The organism is Rickettsia endosymbiont of Ixodes scapularis (genome assembly GCF_000160735.1).
In the GTDB taxonomy this organism is placed as follows: domain Bacteria; phylum Pseudomonadota; class Alphaproteobacteria; order Rickettsiales; family Rickettsiaceae; genus Rickettsia; species Rickettsia tamurae.
The window spans coordinates 1327750-1347239 of record NZ_CM000770.1 but is presented as its reverse complement, the minus strand read 5'-3'; the positions used below and the strand labels follow the sequence as shown (position 1 = coordinate 1347239).

Sequence of the window (19490 nt, the reverse complement as noted above, 5' to 3'; positions counted from 1 at the left end):
TAATTCATCAATTTCAGGAGAAAATATTAATGTCGTATGTACCGATAGTAATTGAACAAACATCACGCGGTGAACGTGCTTATGATATATATTCAAGATTGCTAAAAGAACGTATAATCTTTGTATGTAGTACTGTTGAAGATCATATGACAAATTTAATTGTTGCACAATTATTGTTTCTTGAAGCAGAAAATCCTAAAAAAGATATATATATGTATATCAATTCCCCCGGAGGAGTTATAACCGCAGGTCTTGCGATTTATGACACAATGCAATATATAAAACCTAAAGTGGCTACATTATGCATAGGTCAAGCTTGTTCTATGGGGTCACTTTTACTTTGCGGAGGCGAGAAGGGAATGCGTTATAGTTTACCTCATAGCCGTATTATGATCCATCAACCGTCAGGAGGTTATAAAGGACAAGCTACCGATATAGAAATCCACGCTCAAGAAACCCTAAAAATCAAAAGGTTACTTAACGAATTGTATAGTAAACATACTAGACAAGAGTTAAAACATATCGAAAAAAGTATGGAACGTGATAATTTCATGTCACCGGAAGAAGCAAAAAAATTTGGAATAATAGATAATATAATTTCTTCTAGAGATGCTATGACAATGTCAGCAAAATAAAGATTAAATTTTATAAAAAAATCTTATAGATTTAGTTTTATTATTATATAAGAGAATTAATGTCCCCCTTCGGGGATAAGRAATCCCTCGCCTTCAGGCGAAGGGAAGATATAATGAAATTGCTTTAGCAATGAATTTATATCAAGAAACATGAGAAGTTATAGAAAGAATAGTCATAGTCAGTATGATTTAAAAGTACATCTTATATGGATACCAAAATATAGGAAGAGAGTATTGATAGGCAAAGTAGCGGAAAGGGCTAGAGATTTACTAAGGCAGATTTGTATGGAACATGAAGTATATATAATTTCAGGGAAAATATCATGTGATCACGTGCATATGTTTATCTCATATAAATCACAAATATCTCTTAGCAAGTTAGTACAGTATTTAAAAGGTAGTAGCTCAAGAATTTTATTGCAAGAATTTGCTCATTTAAGAAAACAATTTTGGGGCAATCATTTGTGGGCTAGGGGCTATATGGCGGTCAGTTCAGGTAATATAACTGATGAAATGATACAGCACTATATTGATGAACAGGAAGGTGAACCTGTGAATGATGATCGATTTCTAATCGATTCCACTTTATAACCCCTCAGCTTATAGCTGAGGGTTCTTTAGTTGTCTAAACACACCTATTGAAATAAAAGATAATACTAATTATAGCAGCATTGTATTACATCAGCATAATTATATAAGTAGCACAAATCCTCAAATATTTCATATACAATGTAATGATAATATAGTGTCAACTATACACTTAAAAGCACAACAAGATTTGGTACTATATAATCTTGTAATACAAGGTGAATTAAAAGTTGCTGCTAATAATGTAACCATTTTATATGCAAAGAGTTTGAACAATAGTTACATAGTAGCAGAAGAAACTACAAAAGATTTTAAGATGATATTAGGAGGACTAATTCGTATTAAAAAATTTACTACAGAATTTATATCTGAGCTTAATATAATACCTGTACGTACAGATAATGATAATATGCAGTTAGTATATGAGTATACAGAGAAGTATCCTAGACCAGTCTATACTGTAAAATTAGAACATATTAATCAAAACTTTTTTGATAGTATGTACAATAGAGAAAATCAATTTATTCAGTTTAAAACACTAGGCGGAGCATTGTGCAAGTGGTCTTATATTTATAATTATTTATCAGATAATGGTATCCCATTTTTATTGAACCACAATTATCATAATGTTTTTAAGATTCGAGGCAAATTATACGATGATAAGAAAGGTTCATTGTCGTTAGAAGGAAATAAATATATTTTAAAAGTTTATAATCAAGCGAGAGAATTAGACTTAAAAGAAATAAAATTTTATAATCAACAACAACTGTACCATATAGAGAAAAATTTATCATTTGAAGGCATGATACCAGTATGTAATGCATCTTATTATTGTTACCATAACTTTTCTCCCAATTTATCAATAACAACTAAGAACCAAGTGAATTATGATAGTACTCATAACATATTAGTATTTATAGGAGATAACTATAAAGTATTGTATCACTTTAATCATCAAGATATAGAACCAGTTTATAATATAAATAATGTTTATTATAATATAACAAGTAATGAAATTTGTGCTACGTGCAATTACAATCAATCATTGAGTAGTATAATTTTATTAAAGTATCAAAATAATGATACCGTGCCAATTTGTTTCAATAGTATGTTACAAAATGCTAATATCACAAAATATAGAGATGGTTTATTTATCAATAATTGTTTTTTATCTTACTACATGACAATTTTTCATTTTATCATCTTTGGATATTGGAATATCAAGGACAACAGCTGTATCCAACGTACTAATTGAGTAGAAATATTATACAAGATATTAACCAATGTATCTAATCCAACACGAAATATACTATTTTGCCTATAACCATGTTTTTTAATAACTATTGGTTTATCTAAAACTATAATCTCTCCAGTTTGATAAGCTAGGCAAAATGCAATAGACAATATTTGCATCAATGTATCTAATCGTAAATCATTAGTAATATGAGTTGCTTCACAGTTGAATCCTGCTGATTTAAAAGCTTTGAACATTGTTTCAATTTGCCATCTTTGAGCATATATCTCAGCAGGATTTTTGATCTCATCACTATGTATTAAGACTGCAAGTTCACTCTTCTTATTTCTGATCCCTACTACATTAAATATTTCACCTTTTGTACCAATTCTACGTTGTGACAAACTCACATGCGATCCTATGGCTAGAGGGCGAAATAACTCTTGTATTTTAACCATTTTTCCCCTTGCATTACTGATATATTGTCCATTTTCTCTAACTCGAAAAACGTATCTTATTTGATTTGTTCTAAGCCAAGAGAGCCATTCCTTACCTATAAATTCTCTATCAGCGGTTAATGCTTCAATGCGGTTTTTGTCAAAAACTTCTAAAAAACACTCCATCAGATCAATACGCTCAATATAATCAGAGTTACCACACTTTTTATCACTTAGAAAATTCCAAAAAGGGGGATCGCTATACCATGAAAACTGACAGCTAAATATAAAATATTTATATGTCGTTTACCAAATTTCCAATTCGTTCTATCTAAACACAATACCCATTTTTGCTCCTGCTCAAACCCAGTCATCATGACTAACATAACAGGTAATACTCTCCATGATATTGAGATTTCAGAGATAAATCTTTGCATCCTTCTATACCATGAAGCTGCTTTAATCCCAGACGGCATTCTATTGCATAACAATGACATGTTTACTGTCCTGCTGTTAAGCATTGAAATGATAAATAATCCTAAACATTTTGCTCTTGATAAATTAAGCGAAATATGTTTTTGTAATAATTCGACTAGAGGGGCGGAATGATCTTTCATATGTAAACCAAGTTCTTTCCCCGTTATCATCATGAATTATCAGCAAAATTCAATCCTTTAGTCCTTACATCTCTAAAAATTGTCATGTAGTAAGGTTTTTTAGATAAAATAACTGAAAAGACGATGATTAATTTCCAGGATAGTAAAAACCATTCTTTTCAAGAGTTATTGAGTAGTAGTACTAATCCACGCCTTCGTCGTGCTATAAAAGAAGATAAGCAACATTCAGAGCAAGCAGCGGGTTTGGAATAAATTATCTAATTTAAGTTTTAAATTATTACCGGAAGCAGATGCTGCTACTCTTGACAAGAGTAAATCCTTTAATGATATTTATAAACTAATAAAACAATTTAATAATAATCCATCTAATACTCAAATAAAGAAACAAAATCATGAAACTGAAGCAGAAAATAATAATATAGATAACAATGAAAATTATAATCTATATTATAATGATATAGATAACAATAAGTCATCTTTGTCAGATTATCTTTTAATAGATGATCCTGGTAATGACCAAGGAAATTTACAAACTGTAATAAATTCTATAGATATACCTAGTAATCTGTCGTTATTAACATTATTAATAGGGCAGTTTTTTGGTACCAATAAGGCTTTATCTAATAATCCTTATATATCTCCTGAACAAGAAAAAAATAGATATATAAATGAGTTAAACAAAACAGTAAAAAGTGCAATATCAGAAATGGAGACAAAATATGGTAAAAGACATATAACTAATGAGGAATTAGAAGATATTTTACCAAGTTTAGATATATTATTTAATGACCAAGAAGAGTTAAATTATAACAATTATTCTACATCTATTCTTGGCAAAATAACTGGAAATATGTAATCATATATATGATTGTTTGGATATGAAGCAAATTAATAAACATTGTTGTTATGCAAGATTTAGAAAATTGGCAAGATGAGTTTAAGATATTTTGTTATGCTAAGAAACGTGAGTTTCGTATTAAGATGCCTAAATTATGGTTAATGAATATGCTATAATCCTTATCCTTTCAAGGTTTGTAAGAGGTGTGACAAGTTTTACAATTTAATAGTTATAGTCAAAAAAGACAATTTACTATATGCAGTTTTAAGTACATTTTATAACAAAAACAATATTACGGGTCTGTCAGATTTTTTGTGTAAGTACGATTTCTCCATTTGCCCAATTTTGTAAATTAGTATCACAAAGTATAGCAAATTGATTTAAAGCCATGGCCCAATTCTTAATAGGCATTGTCCATTTTTTAGAAGCATTTGTCAATGCTAAAAAGATTATTTTCTGAATCGATTTATCATCTGGAAATACCCCCTTATTTTTTATAATTTTACGAATTTGACGGTTAGTTGATTCAATAGCATTAGTAGTGTAAATCGCCTTTCTAATGTCTTCCGGAAAGCTAAAGAACGGAGCTATTCCAGACCAATTTCTCTGCCATATATCAAAAATAACTGGATATTTTTCATCCCATTTTTTAGCAAAATTGGGGGTGTCAGAAAGTTTGTATAAGTTATAAAAATAGTTAAGAATAAAATTAATTAAAACAACTTACATGAGGCTAATATGAAGAATAAGAGTAAAGTATCAAATCCGACTATAGAAAAAGTAGTATCAGAAATACTATCACAAAGTGATCCATCTGAGATATTTGGCAAAGAAGGAATATTTCAGGAAATTAAAAAGCAGATAGTAAATAAGATTTTAGAAAAAGAAATGGAATCTCATATAGGTTATGAGAAGCATTCTAAGAATACCAAGGAGTCAGATAATAGACGTAATGGCAATTATGAAAAGACTCTAATAGATTCCGAGGGTCGTAAATTGATAGTAGAAGTACCAAGGGATCGGGAAGGAGAATTTGAACCTCAACTAATTCCAAAAGGAGTAAGGAGATTTGAAGGATTTGATGATAAAGTAATATCTTTATATGCTAGGGGAATGACTATTCGAGAAATACAAGGGCACTTAGAAGAACTATATGCCACCAAAGTATCATCTGAGTTAATATCAAAGGTAACTGATGGCATTTTAGAGGAAGTTACTGCGTGGCAGAATAGAGCACTTGATAGTGTATATCCTATAATGTAGATTGTATTCATGTTAAGGCAAGAGACAATCATATAATAATAAATAAAGCAGTTTATCTAGCTATTGGCGTGAATATAGAAGGCAAGAAGGAACTATTAGGTATTTGGATAGGCAAGAATGAAGGATCTAAATTTTGGATGCAAGTAGTAACAGAACTGAAGAATCGTGGTGTAGAACAAATATATGTTGCGTGTGTTGATGGTCTTAAAGGTTTTCCAGAAGCAATAAATAGCATTTTCCCAAAAACCACAGTACAACTGTGTATTGTTCATATGGTAAGAAACTCTGTAAAATACGTATCATATAAAGATTTAAAATTGGTAACAGCTGATTTAAAGGCAGTTTATTCTGCAATAAATGAAGCAGAGGGATTAAGAGAATTACAAAATTTTGCTAAAAAATGGGATGAAAAATATCCAGTTATTTTTGATATATGGCAGAGAAATTGGTCTGGAATAGCTCCGTTCTTTAGCTTTCCGGAAGACATTAGAAAGGCGATTTACACTACTAATGCTATTGAATCAACTAACCGTCAAATTCATAAAATTATAAAAAATAAGGGGGTATTTCCAGATGATAAATCGATTCAGAAAATAATCTTTTTAGCATTGACAAATGCTTCTAAAAAATGGACAATGCCTATTAAGAATTGGGCCATGGCTTTAAATCAATTTGCTATACTTTGTGATACTAATTTACAAAATTGGGCAAATGGAGAAATCGTACTTACACAAAAAATCTGACAGACCCCGATTCCACTTTATAACCCCTCAGCTTATAGCTGAGGGTTGTTTAGTTTTCTTGCCTGCATCATATCCTCTAGACCCCCTTTTTGGGTATTCTTAACAGATTGACTATCTATAATACCTACAGTAGGAGTCGATTGCTTACTTGCTTTCTCCCTTACTTTCTGGACTAACCCTATGATGAACGAACATTAGAATTCCCCATGACGAATATTAAAATTCCCCATTTTTGAGTAAAAAATATTGTCTAAAGTATTACATTATTATCCTCCGATTTTATAGTTAATTTTTTGCCTTTCGCTGTAGCGATTCTATGACTTTCAGTATTTAGTTTAAGAATTGAAGAATGGTGAACCAATCTGCCAATAGCTGCTGACGTAGTCATTTCATCTTTAAAAATAGTATTCCATTTTGCAAAAACTAAATTGCTAGTAATTAATACACTACTCATTTCATAACGTTCAGGTAATAAGGTAAATAAAACATCAGTTTCTTCACGATTATATGGTACATATGATATATCATCAATTATCAATATTTCAAAATAATCGAATTTTTTAATAATTTGCTTAAGTTTTAAACTAAGTTTTGCTTCTAGTAATTGTTGAACCAAATTAGCTGCTGTTGTATATAATACACGCCTACCAGCAAGACACCACTCACGTGCTAAACCTATACTAAGATGACTTTTGCCAGTGCCAGGATTACCAAAAATAAGTATATTTTCATAGCGATCCATAAATTCTCCTTGTGCAAGATATTGGATCTTAGTTGAYGATAATCCTGGGATACTCTTAATATCAAAGTTGCTTAATAACTTATCTCGAGAGAGTTTTGCTTGCTTCAGCAATCTGGCAATACGTTGCTGATGTCTATGTTCTAACTCACGTATGGCTAACTCCTGTAGTAATCTATATATGTTTTCTTTTCTTGCTCAAAGCTTTCTGCAACTGATTTGTAGCATGATGCAAAAGTAGGTAAGCAAAGGTTCTTGAGTAAATTATTTAGCGGTTGCAGAGTTATTATCTGTTTACTCATGCGACCTCCATTGTTTTAAAGCAATGTAATTGATCATATTCAGACAGTATTGGTTGATTAATTTTTACTGAACAAACAGTTTTAGTCTGACTATTTAGTAAATCTGTAATATGATCAATTATTGGCTCAATCTTCTCTTCTAATAGCACTTCTAATGCAGCAACTACATTCAATTCTCCATACATTTTTGCTAATTGTAATATTTTAAGATATATTTTATGCCCTTTATATGGATATATAGATATAAGCTGGTCATATACCTGACGAAATATAGCACGTGGGAATAAAGCTTCATAATATTGATATTGGACAAATGCTCTAGGTTTACGTACTAAACTATCAATAATATGTCTATAATCAATAACATAGCCATTGCTGATTCTAGACATTTTTTGTAAACATTTGTTACCATAGTAAAGCTCTATTTCTTCAGAATAAATATAAGCTTTTAAAGTATAACCTATTAAGCGACTAGGCACAAATAAGCTACAGATAAAATACTAACTGTACTGCTTGGGTTAACACGTACTGATAATATTGTAGGTGCATTCCATTTCCTGATTGGTAACTCTTTTAAATAAACTAATTCTTCAGCTAATTTTTCTTTTCTACAGCTATTGCGCTTTTCTTTAATTTGTGTAAGGAATAATTCATAAGCTTTTAAATCAACAAAATTACGTGATCCACGTAATAGCAAATGTTGTTTCACTGCTTGCTTAAATGTATCATGACTTTTTTCAACAGAACCATTTTCATGACTAACACCGGGATTATTTCGCGATGGTGCAACATCGTAATAACCAAGCAATTCTTGCCATTTTTCTGTAAATTGTCTACTATTACCACATTGCTTGGTAGCTGCACTTAAATTATCTGTACGATGCTCTGGTAAAACTCCACCTAACTCCCATACAGCTTTTTCAAACCCTGATGCTAATGTATCAAAACTTTCACTATGGCATATGCTGAAAGTTTCCCAACATGAATAAGGCAACATAAAATGAAATAGTAAGTGAGGATATGGTTTCCCACCAATACAAATACCCAATTGATTCATATTGCTCCAATCAGACTGGCTTTGTTTGCCAGGAAGAATATTTTGTAAAAAGATTACTGGCTTATCCTTACCATGTTCAGCTCTCCATTGTTTCAACCTTTTCTGCAAACAGCATAATTGCTTTCCATTATAATTCCCATGATACTTTTCTGTCAAATATGCTAATATGGTAGTTGCTTGCAACTACCGGAGCTGATTCTAGCATTGATTCTATTTCATCCCAGTGCTTAACAAATGGATCCTTACGTGTCCTATATTTACGTATTGTTCGTAATTCGCTTGGATACTTATTAACACGTAAATACTTACGTGCCGTTTTTACACTCATACCTGCTTTTGCAGCAGAAATTATCTGATTATATTTTTTGATCTTTTGCATTAAAATACCTACTTGTTTATTTGTACATGTCATCAGTAATTCTCGAATAATATATAAATCTTAAAAAAGAAATTTTTATTCGATTTTACTGTCCATAGTTACTTCTTTTTTATAGGTAATTTTAATGTTCGTTGAGGGTAATTCTAATATTCGTTAGTCAGTATCACCTTTTCTTAAACTATCTGCTTGCCGGCCCCCTCTTTTTTCTAGAAATTCTATTAGTTCTTTCATATTTAAATCCTATAAATTTTAATATTTTGTTAAAAATGAGCTATAGACAGAATCATAATAAGGAGTTTTAAGAATACAATAGAAATTTAACTAAAAGTGTGAATAAATGAGTTGAAGTTGCTTTAATGAATATATATAAGTTAGTTTTTTATAATATTTAAACGGTATTTAAAAGAGTTTAATATAAAAAATTAGACATTTTGGAACATAAAAGGAGCATATGGATTTTTTAGAAAACGAAGGGAAACCCTGAAAGGGCTTGGCGAGAATGACGGGACTCGAACCCGTGACCTTCTGCGTGACAGGCAGACGCTGTAATTTTTGTAACAATACCTCTAGCATTATATAAAAAGCAGACATAGCATTATTAGCCTGTCTTTCAATTGCTATAACCTGAATCCTCATAGGATTTCCTATTATCGGAATGAAGATTTTAAATTGTAGGTAAAATTGCATTATCTGTCAATCTTTATTCATATTATTGTCATACCTTGAAATTAAAGCAGCATATATGCAGCATAAACTCATTAAGAAACACATTCTGTAACACCTTTTTTATTAATATATTGTTTTACAGCATTAATTAATAAACATTACAATAAAATCATACTAAAATTCATAGCCCTTCGTATAAAATGTTAAGAACAATTAAGTGAAAATTGAAAAAGTTAAAACAAAGTTGTAGCAGTAAGATAAAAATACTTATATACATTTAAGGGTTTAATTTATTGTATAAAACCAAAGTAATTTAGTATTATATAAAATATCCATGAAACCATTATAATTACGTTACTATATATGAAATATTATCTACAATTAGAAAAAGAAATAGAACAAATTTGCCAAATCAACAACGTTATTAATTTATTACAGTGGGATATTGCAACTAATATGCCAGCAGGTAGTGCCACTAGTAGAGAGCAAGAAATTACTACTCTTAGCTTAATTGTTCAGCGGAAGTTAAAATCCAATAAAATTACTGATTTACTCGAAAAAGTACAAGGGGAATCAGATCAATTAAATCAGTGGCAATTAGCTAATTTAAGAGAAATTGACAAAATAGTAGAAAAAGCTTTGTGTATAGATGATGATTTACATGCAAGATTTGTTTCTTCTACAACGCAGTCGGAATTAGTTTGGCGACAAGCACGGCTAGATAATGATTATGCTAAACTAAAACCTTATCTACAAACAGTATTAGAGTGTGTTCAAGAAATAGCTAAGGTTCAATCTCAAAGATTTAACTGTTCACTCTATGATGCTTTAGTGGATGAATATGATCCTGGTAGGCAAGCTAGTGAAATTAAAGAAGTTTTTGCTGTTCTTAAAAGGAAATTACCTCCTTTAATTCAAAGAGTAATTGATAAGCAGCAAAGTCAAACTGTTATTCCTCTTAATAAAAAGATTAGTATAGAACAACAAAAGTTGATAGCCAAAAAATTAATGCAAATCATGGAATTTGATTTAAATCAAGGTAGGCTTGATGAATCAACACATCCCTTTTGTGGTGGTACTCCTTATGATATAAGGTTAACTAATCGTTATGATGAGAATAATTTTCTCTCTGGGCTTATGGGAGTTATTCATGAAACTGGCCATGGCTTATACGAACAAAACTTACCTGCCAATTATAAAAATCAGTTCGTTGGAAAAGCTAAAGGTATGGCAATTCATGAAAGCCAGTCACTATTTATGGAGATGCAGGTAGGAAGATCTAAAGAATTTATGGAATTCTTGGCTAAACTTCTTCGAGATGAGGTTGCTTTTCAAGGACCCGAGTATTCAAGTGAAAATCTTTATAAATTAGCTACCAGGGTTAAACGCAATTTTATTAGGGTTGATGCTGATGAAGTCACCTATCCACTGCATGTAATATTAAGATATGAAATTGAAGAAGCATTAATCAATAATGATCTAACATTAGATGAGTTACCTCTTTATTGGAATCAAAAAATGCAGGAATATTTAGGTATTACTCCTGATTCAGATCGAGAAGGTTGCTTGCAGGATATCCACTGGCCAATGGGGAGTTTTGGTTATTTCCCTGCTTATGTTAATGGAGCTATTATCGCTAGTATGTTAATGAAAAGTATCCAAGAGCTTTATCCACAAATAGGTCAAGAAATTATGATAGGAAACTTTAGGAATTTAAATCAGTTTTTGAACAAAAATATTAGAAGTTTTGGTTCTTTAAAAACTACTAAGCAGTTATTGCAAGATGCAACAGGTCAAAACCAAATTAATCCTGATATATTTTTAAGTTATTTAGAACAAAAATATTTGGGATAAATTGATTAGTCAATATTTAAAATGTTTAAATCTACAAAATCTTTAAATGGTAAAATAATTGAAAATGTTACTAATGTTTACAAATATTATTGGAAGTATTGTCAGGCAGTAATTATCTTAATTGGTAGTATTATTATTTTAGATATTTTAATTTATTTCTATCTTATTCAGAATTATAAAAGTAAAGAAGAATATTTTATTAATGCTTATCAGGATAGTATATCTAATACATTGTTACGAGATTTTAAACTAATTTTTAATCCTTTAGCGGATATTAATACCCTAAAATTAATTCCCAATTCTTCTGCATCTCACAATAATATAGGTAATGATTTTATTTTATCAGGAACAATATTGAAAGTAGCAAGAGGTAGCAAGTCAATAATCTTTGATATGCAGCCTTTAATTTCATTAATAAACAATATTTTAGAACAAAACTTTTATTATCAACTTAAACTTAACAATAGTATTTTAGCAACTAATGCAGAAGATATTGAATTTATCTCAGTCGAAAATTACAATATTACTAAAAATATTATATTAACCATTAAATTATTACCAACAAAGGCTTCAGAGTATATTAACAGATCTTCAGAACATTTTACTTATCAAATCCAATTAGTATTCTTGGCTTCAGCATTATTGGTTATATTGTTGATTCCAATCTTAATATATTTGGTTAGAAAATATACCACAAAGCTTACATTAGTAAATCAATTATATGCTCTTAATGAAGAGTTAGAATTTAATATTAATTATATAAATCAATGTTACTTAAAAGATAAACAAAATCATTTTCCAATTGCTTTATCGCCTAGCAATGAAATCAGCAACTTAGATATAGCTGCAGTTGCACGAAATATGAAAACATGTGCTTTGTCTTATACAACCCGTTATAAATATAAGTTTGAGTTGCAAATAACTTCTTCTGTGGATTTTATACCTGTAAAATACGGACTCAATGTTGTAGAACAAATCTTAATGAGTTTATTTTATAATATCCTTTATTTTATGAGAGGTGGTACACACATTAAAAAAATTATAGTAAATTTTTCAGAGCAAAATATCATATTCACTTATGATTCCTTCTCTGCTAATGAAACACATATGGCTAGTTGGTCCAAAGATATATTCGAACATACAGGAAATTTTTATATTCTTGATAGCCAAAAAATCTTTGATTTAATAAAAAATTGTGGTCTACTTTACCAAGTTTTACCTAAACAAGGGCAAAATCGAGTAATAATTGAACTCAATAACAATGATATAAAAGATAATGTTGTTAAATTTAATAAGAAAAGCAAAAATTAATAAAATTATATTGTTGCTTTTAATATTTTTACCAATCAATTCAGTTTTAGCTGAGTTATTAGTAGAAAAGCAAGTGAAGCCAGTTTCCTTTTTCGTAAACCGATTCCAAGAAATTAAAACAATATCAGAAAATTTAAAATCTTATAAAATAGTGAGCCTAGTTGGTGTAACTAGTATTGGCAAAACAGAAATTACCAGAAAATATGCTGAATCACATCAAAAACAGTATAACTTAATTTGGTTTTTTGATTCTAGTACAGATTTAAATGAACAATTTGTTGCATTAGCCAAAAGGATTAATCAAGCTTTTGTTCTAACAGGGAATAATCATATTTCTGAAAATGCTAATCACTCTATTCAGGAAGTAATAGGATTTTTAGCAATGCAAGATAAATGGTTGTTAGTATTTGATAATCTTAGAGTTAATGATAATAATAAATTAAAAAATATTATTAATTGGCAACATAATGGCCATATTATCATATCATCCCAAGATAACAAAGATTTACCAAATGTTATATATGTCCATAAATTAGCTCAAAAACATGCGTTATTGCTGTTGCAAAACATATTGGGTAAGAAAACTGAAGTTGCTTTTTTAGAGAAATTAGTAGAGATTTTTAAAGGTTATCCTGGTCCTCTTGTGCAAGGAGCAATGTTAATTAAAGAGCATAACTACCTTTCTTTGGATGAGTATAAAGATATTCTAACTAATTCTTCTGACCCGATAACAGCTCACATGAAAATTATACGAAGTTTATTAAGTGAGCATGATAATAAGTTATTATTAAAGATAGCTTTGATAAATAATCAAAACTTTTCTAAAAACATGTTAGAGTCTATAACAGGAGATATTAATACAGTAGGAAAGAGCATATATAATTTAACTAGATTTGGATTAATAAAACACATTGGGACTATGAGAAAAGAGAACATGTTTGAAATGCACGATGCAATTAAAAATGCAATATTACAGATTAATCAAGGTACGGAAGGTACAACTATTAAAGAAGCGATTAATGATATTATTGACAAACTTAATAAGTTAATGCCTAGAGGTGTAGGTAGTAGATATTCTTTAATTAGTAAGGATCCTAGTTTAATATCAAATTTAGAGGTAATACTGAATAACACAGAAAAATATAGTGTCGATTTTAGCAAAATTCTAGAATTAAGAAAAAATCTTATCAATTATTATATGACTACTTTAAATTATTATAACATGGAAAAAATGAAAAATTGGCTTGAAGAAAAGGAATCAAGTAAGGTTTTTCAATTAAGCAAAATGACTGAAGAACAGAAAATAAGTTATAGTTGGTATATGGTAGATATTGGTATTTATGAAGATTTTTCTCAGTCTAATTATGTTAAAGCTTTAGCTTGTTATGATAAAGCAAAAGAAGTTGTTAAAGATATCCATAATCAGCCAGAATTAAAATCGACTATTTTATTTCAAATTGCTCAAACTCAAGCTTTTGGCGGAGATATAATAAATGCAGAAAAAAATATGCTTGAAGTTGATAATTTGATTCAGGAATATAAAGAAGCGGATTTTGATATGGGATTATATTGGTTTATCAAAGCTAAAATAGCTTTAGCAAAAGGAAATTATCAAGATGCTTTACTTGCTATAGAAGGTAATATTAAAGCAGAATCGCATTTACCGCAAGATACTTTTACAGCACCAACTTATATTCTTCAATCAGAAATACTTAATTATTTAGGAGAATATAAAAAAAGTTATGAAGTTATCCAAAGAATATATAAGCAAGAAATTGGTGACAAAAAAGCTGATCATGAAATACATGCTAGAATCCTTACTCAATTATCCAGAGCTGAATTAGGATTAGGCCTTGTAGATGCAGCACTGCAACATACGAAAGCAGCATGTTCTATTTTTCAAAAAGAAGTTGAAAAATATCAAATTCAATCAGTAATTAATACTGATTTAGCAGCTGCTTTAGTAGCACAAGGAGATGTGTTGCTACAAAAGAATAACCTTAAAAAAGCATTGGAAATATATAATGCAGCAGAAGCAATTTATCATAGACGATATGGTTCTAATTACAGCCAAATGGATGACGTATCATATTTACTTGCCCAAGGAACTAAAGCTGCATGCCTTCACAAAAGTAATTTTTGGAAAAACCATTTTCAAGATCAGTTATTTACTAACTTTGGTCAATCTCATTTTAGAAGTCAAGAAGTAATAACATTTTGCAAGAAGTTATTTTTCTAATTTATCCAAAGAATAATATTTCATTATAGTCCATTTAATGAATTCGTTATCTATAGTAGAATTTTTAAATTGTTCAGCATATGTATGCACTTCATAAATTAATGTAAATATTGCATCATAGCTAATTTGTATAGAATCAGGTAGATGCCCGATTTCTTCTATAACTTTCGTGCATACTTCAAGTAATAACTGAGGATTTTTAATATAATTCGCGTTATTATATTCTTCTATTAGTTCCTTGTAACTAACATTTAAAGTTTTGGCCATCTTTTTTATTAAATCTATAGAAGGGTTATTACTTTTATTGCGAAATATATTATGGATATTTCTATTAGTACCAGCTTTTTTCTCTAAATCATATAGCTTCCATCCACGTTCTTTTAATATCCTCGTTATATTTTCTTTTAATAGCTCAGCAGACATTTTGATATTTTTAATGAATATTAGATAGAAAGCATAATTACACGCCTTATGTTTAAAATGCAATTAATAAAAAATAATATATTGACAGGCTACACGAAATCATATTACTGTATACTCATACTACGAGTATACCAACTCATAATAATTAACAAGCATAGTAAGTACTAGCAAAGTTTGGCGATTATTAACAGTACTTACTAGCTACAATGGATGAGCTAAATACTATTTTAGTATTTAGCAATAACACTTAAATTATAAGGCTATAGCTATGACTATACATAAATTCTGTTTGCAGAGCAAATCCATTTTGCTTGGTCTTTTCAATCTCTTAGTTCAACTGAAGACCGAGTTTAGATCATTACTCGTTTCTTATATCTTAGCAAATTTCATGATTTACCAATCAAGGTCTAGTCATTATGGAACTTGAAAAAGTGTTTAGCCTAATTTTTGTGGCAGTGGCCATAATCTATATAGTAGTGATGTTTTATTTTCTCATAAATGTCGAGAAGCATAGTTTAGCAAAACAGCAACGGGAAGAGCGGTTACACATCGAAGTTACTAAGGATAGAAAACAGCGTGAACCTCAAAATACTATAGTTTTAAAGAATGGACACTAAACTACTTCGTTCCAGTATATTAACCAGTACTCTTAGATATTGTGTTGATTTGAGAACATAGATAAAAAATTACTGCCATAATGACGCATTATATTAACAAGAGACTAACAATCTTAGAAAGATTCATTATAACACCATTACAAAATCATTAAGAATTTAACTTTAATTGGATGTATAAAATATGACAGAAAAATTATTAAATTTTACTAAAGATTCTTTGCATAAAATTGAACCACCAAAAGAGAAAAGAGATGTTTATAAAGACAGCAGAGAAGCAGGGTTAATTTTGATAGTATCATATGGTGGGAGTAAAATCTTTTATTTAGCTAAAATGATTCAAAAAGAATATTGTAGAATAAAGATAGGACGTTTTCCGGATTTGTCTATTGTTGATGCTAGAGCAAAAGCAGCTGAATTAAAAAGTCAAATTGCAAAAGGGATCAATCCTACAAAAGAGAACAGTACAGTATCTAACGAACTAACTGACTTACCAATATCTGAAGAACTAACCTTTAAAGAACTTTTTGATAAATATATTAACAATTACGCCAAACATAATATAAAAAGATGGCAAGATCGTATTGCTACAATGGATAGACAAGCTAAACATTTTTATTCATTAAAAATTTCTGATATACAAAGAGCTGATATTCAGCAGACATTTAATGATCTTACGAATGTTGGTAAATATACTGCTAACCGATTTCTTGAAACGTTAAGTTCTATATTTAATAAAGCTATTGAATGGGAACTATTAGAAAAAAACCCTGTTACTGGAATTAAGAAACATAAAGAACAATCAAGAGATAGATATATTACTAAAGAAGAAGCACCACGATTTTTTCAAACATTAGAAGAAGAAACAAATCAGTTAATGAAAGATTTTATTTTGATTTCCTTATATACAGGAGCACGTAAAAGTAATGTATTATCGATGCGTTGGGAAAATATCAGTTTTATTGATAAAACATGGTATATCTCAGATACTAAGAATGGAGAACCGCACACTGTGGTGTTAATAGATGAAGCAATAAAAATATTACAAGATAGAAAAGCACAAGTAATCAATGAATGGGTATTTCCAAGCGAGACAAGTAGTAGTGGGCACTTGCAAGAACCTAAGAAAGCATGGAAAAGAATTTGCCAAAAAGCTGGGTTAAAAAATTTAAGATTGCATGACCTTAGACGAACATGTGCTAGCTGGATGGCCATTAATGGAGCGAGTCAATATGTCATTGGCAAAGCTCTGAATCATAAACATCCTAGATCAACAGCAATATATGCACGATTAAGCTTAGATCCGGTAAGAGAGTTTATGGAAAAAGCTACAGAGGCTCTAACAATTTCAAAGGAAAAAACTGTATCTAATAATTAATGGATATTAATTAAATTTGTTACTAGAGTTAAAAGTTGAGATAAATATTAGAGGATCATTTTTACCGGTAAGAAAATTATAATATTCCATTGCAATATTTGTTACTCCGCAACTACAGCTAGACTGAATAGCTAATTCCAAACATTTCATTCTCAAGTTTAAATCATTATTTAACATAATCTCTACTAATAAACTAATTGATAAAATATTAGCAAATCTAATTAAATTCTGCAACAATAAGCTGCACACAGAGGTAAATTCTACTCTTTTGTCTCCAGATTAGCACAAATATCCAAAAGTTTTAAAGTATCTATTATTAATCTAAATAATCCGCTGGCAAAATAATTTTGCGAGAGTTAAGGTATCAGCTGTGAGAAGGAGTTTACTGGCATTTTCCTTCTCTTAATTAAGGGCATAACTTTTAGATACTAGCAATAATATTGAAGTTAAAACTGTAATAATCAAGGTATAGAAGATTAAAACTTGTTAGTATCTTTAAGTTATATCACAGGTAGCTACGCAACTCTAATAATAGTGTGAGAATCTTATGTCGCATTCCCATCAAAATCAACAATTATATTGGTCGCTATCTAAGCCTTTGAAATATATGGGATTAACTTTGGATGAATGGGGGGTGACTTTAGTAGGTGTGGTGCCAGGGATAGTGCTGCTCAATAGCGGTCATGCTAAATTAGGATTATTTTGCATGTTTTGTGGAATTGGCTTTTGTTATAGTTTCAAGAAATTTAAAAAAGTTTCACAATATTTTTTATTAAAAAGTTTTTTGGTAGCAAAAAAAATACTCCCTGCGCCAATAAGTTATCCTGGGTTGTTAGGCAAAAAAGTAGGAAAATGAATCATCTATTCAAGCAAGCATCAGTACAGGAATTAGTTAGATACAATAAATGCCTTTTGATGATAACTGTGCTACTAGCGATCACTAGTTTACTGGCAACAATAAAAGCAGTTAATAAAGAGGAAAAATGGTTACTAATCCCAGCAATAGCACCTGATCGGCGGATGATAGTATCATCAAAAAATTATCATGAGACTTATCTAAAAGAATGGGCAATTTTTGTGATGAAAGAATTATTTACTACTTCACCTGAAGAGGTAGAGAGGCAGATAGCTGATATGCAGGTGGTATCTAGCGCAACGCCAGAATTGGAGAGATTTTTTAAAGAGCACTTACAGTTTGTTAAAGGTTCTAATGTGTCTGCAGTATTTTTTCCTAAGAAAACGGAAATAGTAGATGCAGGAGTGTTAATTCAGGGAACGTTTCGTTATTGGTTTGGGGAGAATAAACACGTAGCAGTTGAAAAAAGTTATTTGTTGACTTATAAGCGTGGTGCTAATCATCTCTTATTACTAACGGGAATTAAAGAACAAGTGGAGGATAAGAATGTTGAATAAAACAACTATTAATTTAAGAAATTATTCATTAGTTATAATATTTTTAGTATTATGCAATTTAAAGTTTGACACTGCTTATGCTATAGGTTATATGTTACATGACGATAGCATCCTAAAGTTGCAGATTGCTAAAGATGCTCCAACTAGGATTAGTATTGAGGGAGAAAAAATTAATGATGTATTTATTCATCCTAAAGACGCAGCAGAAGTGGTGGTGCATAATTCTGGTTGTTTGTTTATCCTGCCGCAGGTTGGTAATAATAAGGTATATTTAACAATAATTAGTGAAAGTGGCATAGTGCAAGATTTATCTTTACGTTTTATTGGTAAAAATCCTAGTCCTATAAGGTTACTTAAATTTGATTTGGTACAAGATTTGGCACAAACCACTAACATAAAGCAAGAGAAGAAAAATGAAAATAAGCAAATATCTAGAAATAAGTGATAGTAAACGACTTAACGAGCAGAGTAGTTATCAATCTATTACCTTAGCAATATTGATGGTGTTTTGTTGTTATATATTATTACCTGATATAGCATGGGCCACGACCTTAGAGGGACAATTGGATCGGATTGGTGGGCTTTCTACCGGTAAACTCAAGACTATTGGTATATCAGGAGCAACTATTTTATCGTCAATCTGGGCGGTAGTGCGAGGTAATATTAGACTGGCAGGAGCAATAGTAGCTATTGGAATTATTCTTGGCTTTTATTTAGAGTGGATTGCAAGCGGCATGAAGGTATAATGATTTAGGAGAAA

At 30.1% G+C, this 19490-nt stretch carries 21 protein-coding genes and 2 pseudogenes; 13 read left to right on the top strand and 10 right to left on the bottom strand.

The annotated features are described in order from the left end of the window. Nucleotides 1-29 precede the first annotated feature (29 nt). From clpP to REIS_RS06755, 3 genes are all read left to right on the top strand, one after another. Nucleotides 30-635 (top strand): ATP-dependent Clp endopeptidase proteolytic subunit ClpP, encoded by a 606-nt coding sequence (gene clpP / locus REIS_RS06765; protein WP_008580510.1) that lies wholly within the window; start codon nucleotides 30-32, stop codon nucleotides 633-635. Between the two features lie 150 nt (nucleotides 636-785). Further along, a complete protein-coding gene (tnpA, locus tag REIS_RS06760; protein ID WP_008579210.1) occupies nucleotides 786-1226 on the top strand; it encodes an IS200/IS605 family transposase in 441 nt (146 codons plus the stop codon). Between the two features lie 154 nt (nucleotides 1227-1380). Beyond that, nucleotides 1381-2478 carry a hypothetical protein gene (locus REIS_RS06755; RefSeq protein ID WP_040614729.1) on the top strand — a complete coding sequence of 366 codons (1098 nt, stop codon included), beginning with the start codon at nucleotides 1381-1383 and terminating at the stop codon, nucleotides 2476-2478. Here REIS_RS06755 and REIS_RS13015 read toward each other — a convergent pair. Both REIS_RS13015 and REIS_RS13010 read right to left on the bottom strand, forming a co-directional pair. Beyond that, complete coding sequence (locus REIS_RS13015; RefSeq protein WP_241760940.1) at nucleotides 2415-3089, bottom strand: transposase; 675 nt, start codon at nucleotides 3087-3089, stop codon at nucleotides 2415-2417. The genes REIS_RS06755 and REIS_RS13015 overlap by 64 nt on opposite strands. A 38-nt stretch (nucleotides 3090-3127) precedes the next feature. Continuing rightward, on the bottom strand, nucleotides 3128-3544 hold the full coding sequence (locus tag REIS_RS13010) for a hypothetical protein (RefSeq protein ID WP_008579269.1): 417 nt from the start codon (nucleotides 3542-3544) through the stop codon (nucleotides 3128-3130). A gap of 445 nt (nucleotides 3545-3989) precedes the next feature. Here REIS_RS13010 and REIS_RS06745 point away from each other — a divergent pair, with 445 nt between their 5' ends. Then, entirely contained in the window at nucleotides 3990-4367 is a 378-nt protein-coding gene (locus REIS_RS06745) for a hypothetical protein (RefSeq protein WP_008580507.1), read from the top strand. 285 nt (nucleotides 4368-4652) lie between these two features. On the opposite strand, the gene REIS_RS13005 is transcribed toward REIS_RS06745, so the two are convergent. Then, complete coding sequence (locus REIS_RS13005) at nucleotides 4653-5054, bottom strand: transposase (protein WP_083787775.1); 402 nt, start codon at nucleotides 5052-5054, stop codon at nucleotides 4653-4655. A 33-nt stretch (nucleotides 5055-5087) separates the two neighbouring features. Here REIS_RS13005 and REIS_RS06740 point away from each other — a divergent pair. Beyond that, nucleotides 5088-6355: pseudogene (locus REIS_RS06740) on the top strand (IS256 family transposase). Between the two features lie 48 nt (nucleotides 6356-6403). Here the strand turns inward: REIS_RS06740 and REIS_RS15850 are convergent. The 5 genes and pseudogenes from REIS_RS15850 to REIS_RS11255 all read right to left on the bottom strand — a co-directional run. Beyond that, nucleotides 6404-6531: pseudogene (locus tag REIS_RS15850) on the bottom strand (IS5/IS1182 family transposase); the annotation flags it as partial. Between the two features lie 74 nt (nucleotides 6532-6605). Next, on the bottom strand, nucleotides 6606-7250 hold the full coding sequence (gene istB, locus REIS_RS06735; RefSeq protein ID WP_241760956.1) for an IS21-like element helper ATPase IstB: 645 nt from the start codon (nucleotides 7248-7250) through the stop codon (nucleotides 6606-6608). Between the two features lie 142 nt (nucleotides 7251-7392). Next, entirely contained in the window at nucleotides 7393-7875 is a 483-nt protein-coding gene (locus REIS_RS11265) for a hypothetical protein (protein ID WP_008579188.1), read from the bottom strand. Then, a complete protein-coding gene (locus REIS_RS11260) occupies nucleotides 7860-8549 on the bottom strand; it encodes a DDE-type integrase/transposase/recombinase (protein ID WP_050755334.1) in 690 nt (229 codons plus the stop codon). Before REIS_RS11260 ends, REIS_RS11265 begins: the two co-directional genes overlap by 16 nt. 31 nt (nucleotides 8550-8580) lie before the next feature. Further along, entirely contained in the window at nucleotides 8581-8865 is a 285-nt protein-coding gene (locus REIS_RS11255; protein WP_050755339.1) for a hypothetical protein, read from the bottom strand. Between the two features lie 996 nt (nucleotides 8866-9861). Between REIS_RS11255 and REIS_RS06720 the strand changes: the two genes are divergently transcribed. The 3 genes from REIS_RS06720 to REIS_RS11250 are packed head-to-tail and all read left to right on the top strand — an operon-like array spanning nucleotide 9862 to nucleotide 14902. After that, nucleotides 9862-11352 (top strand): carboxypeptidase M32, encoded by a 1491-nt coding sequence (locus REIS_RS06720; protein ID WP_008580502.1) that lies wholly within the window; start codon nucleotides 9862-9864, stop codon nucleotides 11350-11352. Nucleotides 11353-11373: 21 nt separating this feature from the next. After that, nucleotides 11374-12663: a hypothetical protein gene (locus tag REIS_RS06715; protein WP_008580501.1), complete on the top strand. Its 1290-nt coding sequence runs from the start codon at nucleotides 11374-11376 to the stop codon at nucleotides 12661-12663. Next, nucleotides 12632-14902: a tetratricopeptide repeat protein gene (locus tag REIS_RS11250; RefSeq protein WP_008580500.1), complete on the top strand. Its 2271-nt coding sequence runs from the start codon at nucleotides 12632-12634 to the stop codon at nucleotides 14900-14902. The genes REIS_RS06715 and REIS_RS11250 overlap by 32 nt, the downstream gene beginning before the upstream one ends. On the opposite strand, the gene REIS_RS06705 is transcribed toward REIS_RS11250, so the two are convergent. Further along, nucleotides 14891-15325: a helix-turn-helix domain-containing protein gene (locus REIS_RS06705; protein ID WP_008580499.1), complete on the bottom strand. Its 435-nt coding sequence runs from the start codon at nucleotides 15323-15325 to the stop codon at nucleotides 14891-14893. The genes REIS_RS11250 and REIS_RS06705 overlap by 12 nt on opposite strands. Before the next feature lie 798 nt (nucleotides 15326-16123). Here REIS_RS06705 and REIS_RS06695 point away from each other — a divergent pair. Beyond that, complete coding sequence (locus tag REIS_RS06695; RefSeq protein WP_008580497.1) at nucleotides 16124-17317, top strand: tyrosine-type recombinase/integrase; 1194 nt, start codon at nucleotides 16124-16126, stop codon at nucleotides 17315-17317. Between the two features lie 6 nt (nucleotides 17318-17323). Here the strand turns inward: REIS_RS06695 and REIS_RS06690 are convergent, their stop codons facing one another. Next, nucleotides 17324-17551, bottom strand: a complete 228-nt coding sequence (locus REIS_RS06690; protein WP_008580496.1) for a hypothetical protein — start codon at nucleotides 17549-17551, stop codon at nucleotides 17324-17326. A 313-nt stretch (nucleotides 17552-17864) separates the two neighbouring features. Between REIS_RS06690 and REIS_RS06685 the strand changes: the two genes are divergently transcribed. From REIS_RS06685 to REIS_RS06670, 4 genes are read left to right on the top strand one after another with little or no spacing between them, the layout of a single operon-like run. After that, nucleotides 17865-18173: a hypothetical protein gene (locus REIS_RS06685; RefSeq protein ID WP_037213835.1), complete on the top strand. Its 309-nt coding sequence runs from the start codon at nucleotides 17865-17867 to the stop codon at nucleotides 18171-18173. Continuing rightward, the gene (locus tag REIS_RS06680; protein ID WP_037213836.1) at nucleotides 18170-18730 is read left to right on the top strand and encodes a TraE/TraK family type IV conjugative transfer system protein; all 561 of its coding nucleotides are present in this window, start codon (nucleotides 18170-18172) and stop codon (nucleotides 18728-18730) included. Before REIS_RS06685 ends, REIS_RS06680 begins: the two co-directional genes overlap by 4 nt. Next, nucleotides 18720-19175, top strand: a complete 456-nt coding sequence (locus REIS_RS06675; protein ID WP_040614727.1) for a hypothetical protein — start codon at nucleotides 18720-18722, stop codon at nucleotides 19173-19175. Before REIS_RS06680 ends, REIS_RS06675 begins: the two co-directional genes overlap by 11 nt. Next, nucleotides 19144-19476: a hypothetical protein gene (locus tag REIS_RS06670; RefSeq protein ID WP_037213838.1), complete on the top strand. Its 333-nt coding sequence runs from the start codon at nucleotides 19144-19146 to the stop codon at nucleotides 19474-19476. The genes REIS_RS06675 and REIS_RS06670 overlap by 32 nt, the downstream gene beginning before the upstream one ends. Nucleotides 19477-19490 lie beyond the last annotated feature (14 nt).

What these genes read in the sequence shown, in the direction of transcription:
- clpP (WP_008580510.1), top strand. Translation starts at nt 30, where the DNA reads ATGTCGTATGTACCGATAGTAATTGAACAAACATCACGCGGTGAACGT.
- tnpA (WP_008579210.1), top strand. Translation starts at nt 786, where the DNA reads ATGAGAAGTTATAGAAAGAATAGTCATAGTCAGTATGATTTAAAAGTA.
- REIS_RS13010 (WP_008579269.1), bottom strand. Translation starts at nt 3,544, where the DNA reads ATGATGATAACGGGGAAAGAACTTGGTTTACATATGAAAGATCATTCC.
- REIS_RS11255 (WP_050755339.1), bottom strand. Translation starts at nt 8,865, where the DNA reads ATGACATGTACAAATAAACAAGTAGGTATTTTAATGCAAAAGATCAAA.
- REIS_RS06720 (WP_008580502.1), top strand. Translation starts at nt 9,862, where the DNA reads ATGAAATATTATCTACAATTAGAAAAAGAAATAGAACAAATTTGCCAA.
- REIS_RS06715 (WP_008580501.1), top strand. Translation starts at nt 11,374, where the DNA reads ATGTTTAAATCTACAAAATCTTTAAATGGTAAAATAATTGAAAATGTT.
- REIS_RS06705 (WP_008580499.1), bottom strand. Translation starts at nt 15,325, where the DNA reads ATGTCTGCTGAGCTATTAAAAGAAAATATAACGAGGATATTAAAAGAA.
- REIS_RS06695 (WP_008580497.1), top strand. Translation starts at nt 16,124, where the DNA reads ATGACAGAAAAATTATTAAATTTTACTAAAGATTCTTTGCATAAAATT.
- REIS_RS06685 (WP_037213835.1), top strand. Translation starts at nt 17,865, where the DNA reads ATGTCGCATTCCCATCAAAATCAACAATTATATTGGTCGCTATCTAAG.
- REIS_RS06680 (WP_037213836.1), top strand. Translation starts at nt 18,170, where the DNA reads ATGAATCATCTATTCAAGCAAGCATCAGTACAGGAATTAGTTAGATAC.
- REIS_RS06675 (WP_040614727.1), top strand. Translation starts at nt 18,720, where the DNA reads ATGTTGAATAAAACAACTATTAATTTAAGAAATTATTCATTAGTTATA.
- REIS_RS06670 (WP_037213838.1), top strand. Translation starts at nt 19,144, where the DNA reads ATGAAAATAAGCAAATATCTAGAAATAAGTGATAGTAAACGACTTAAC.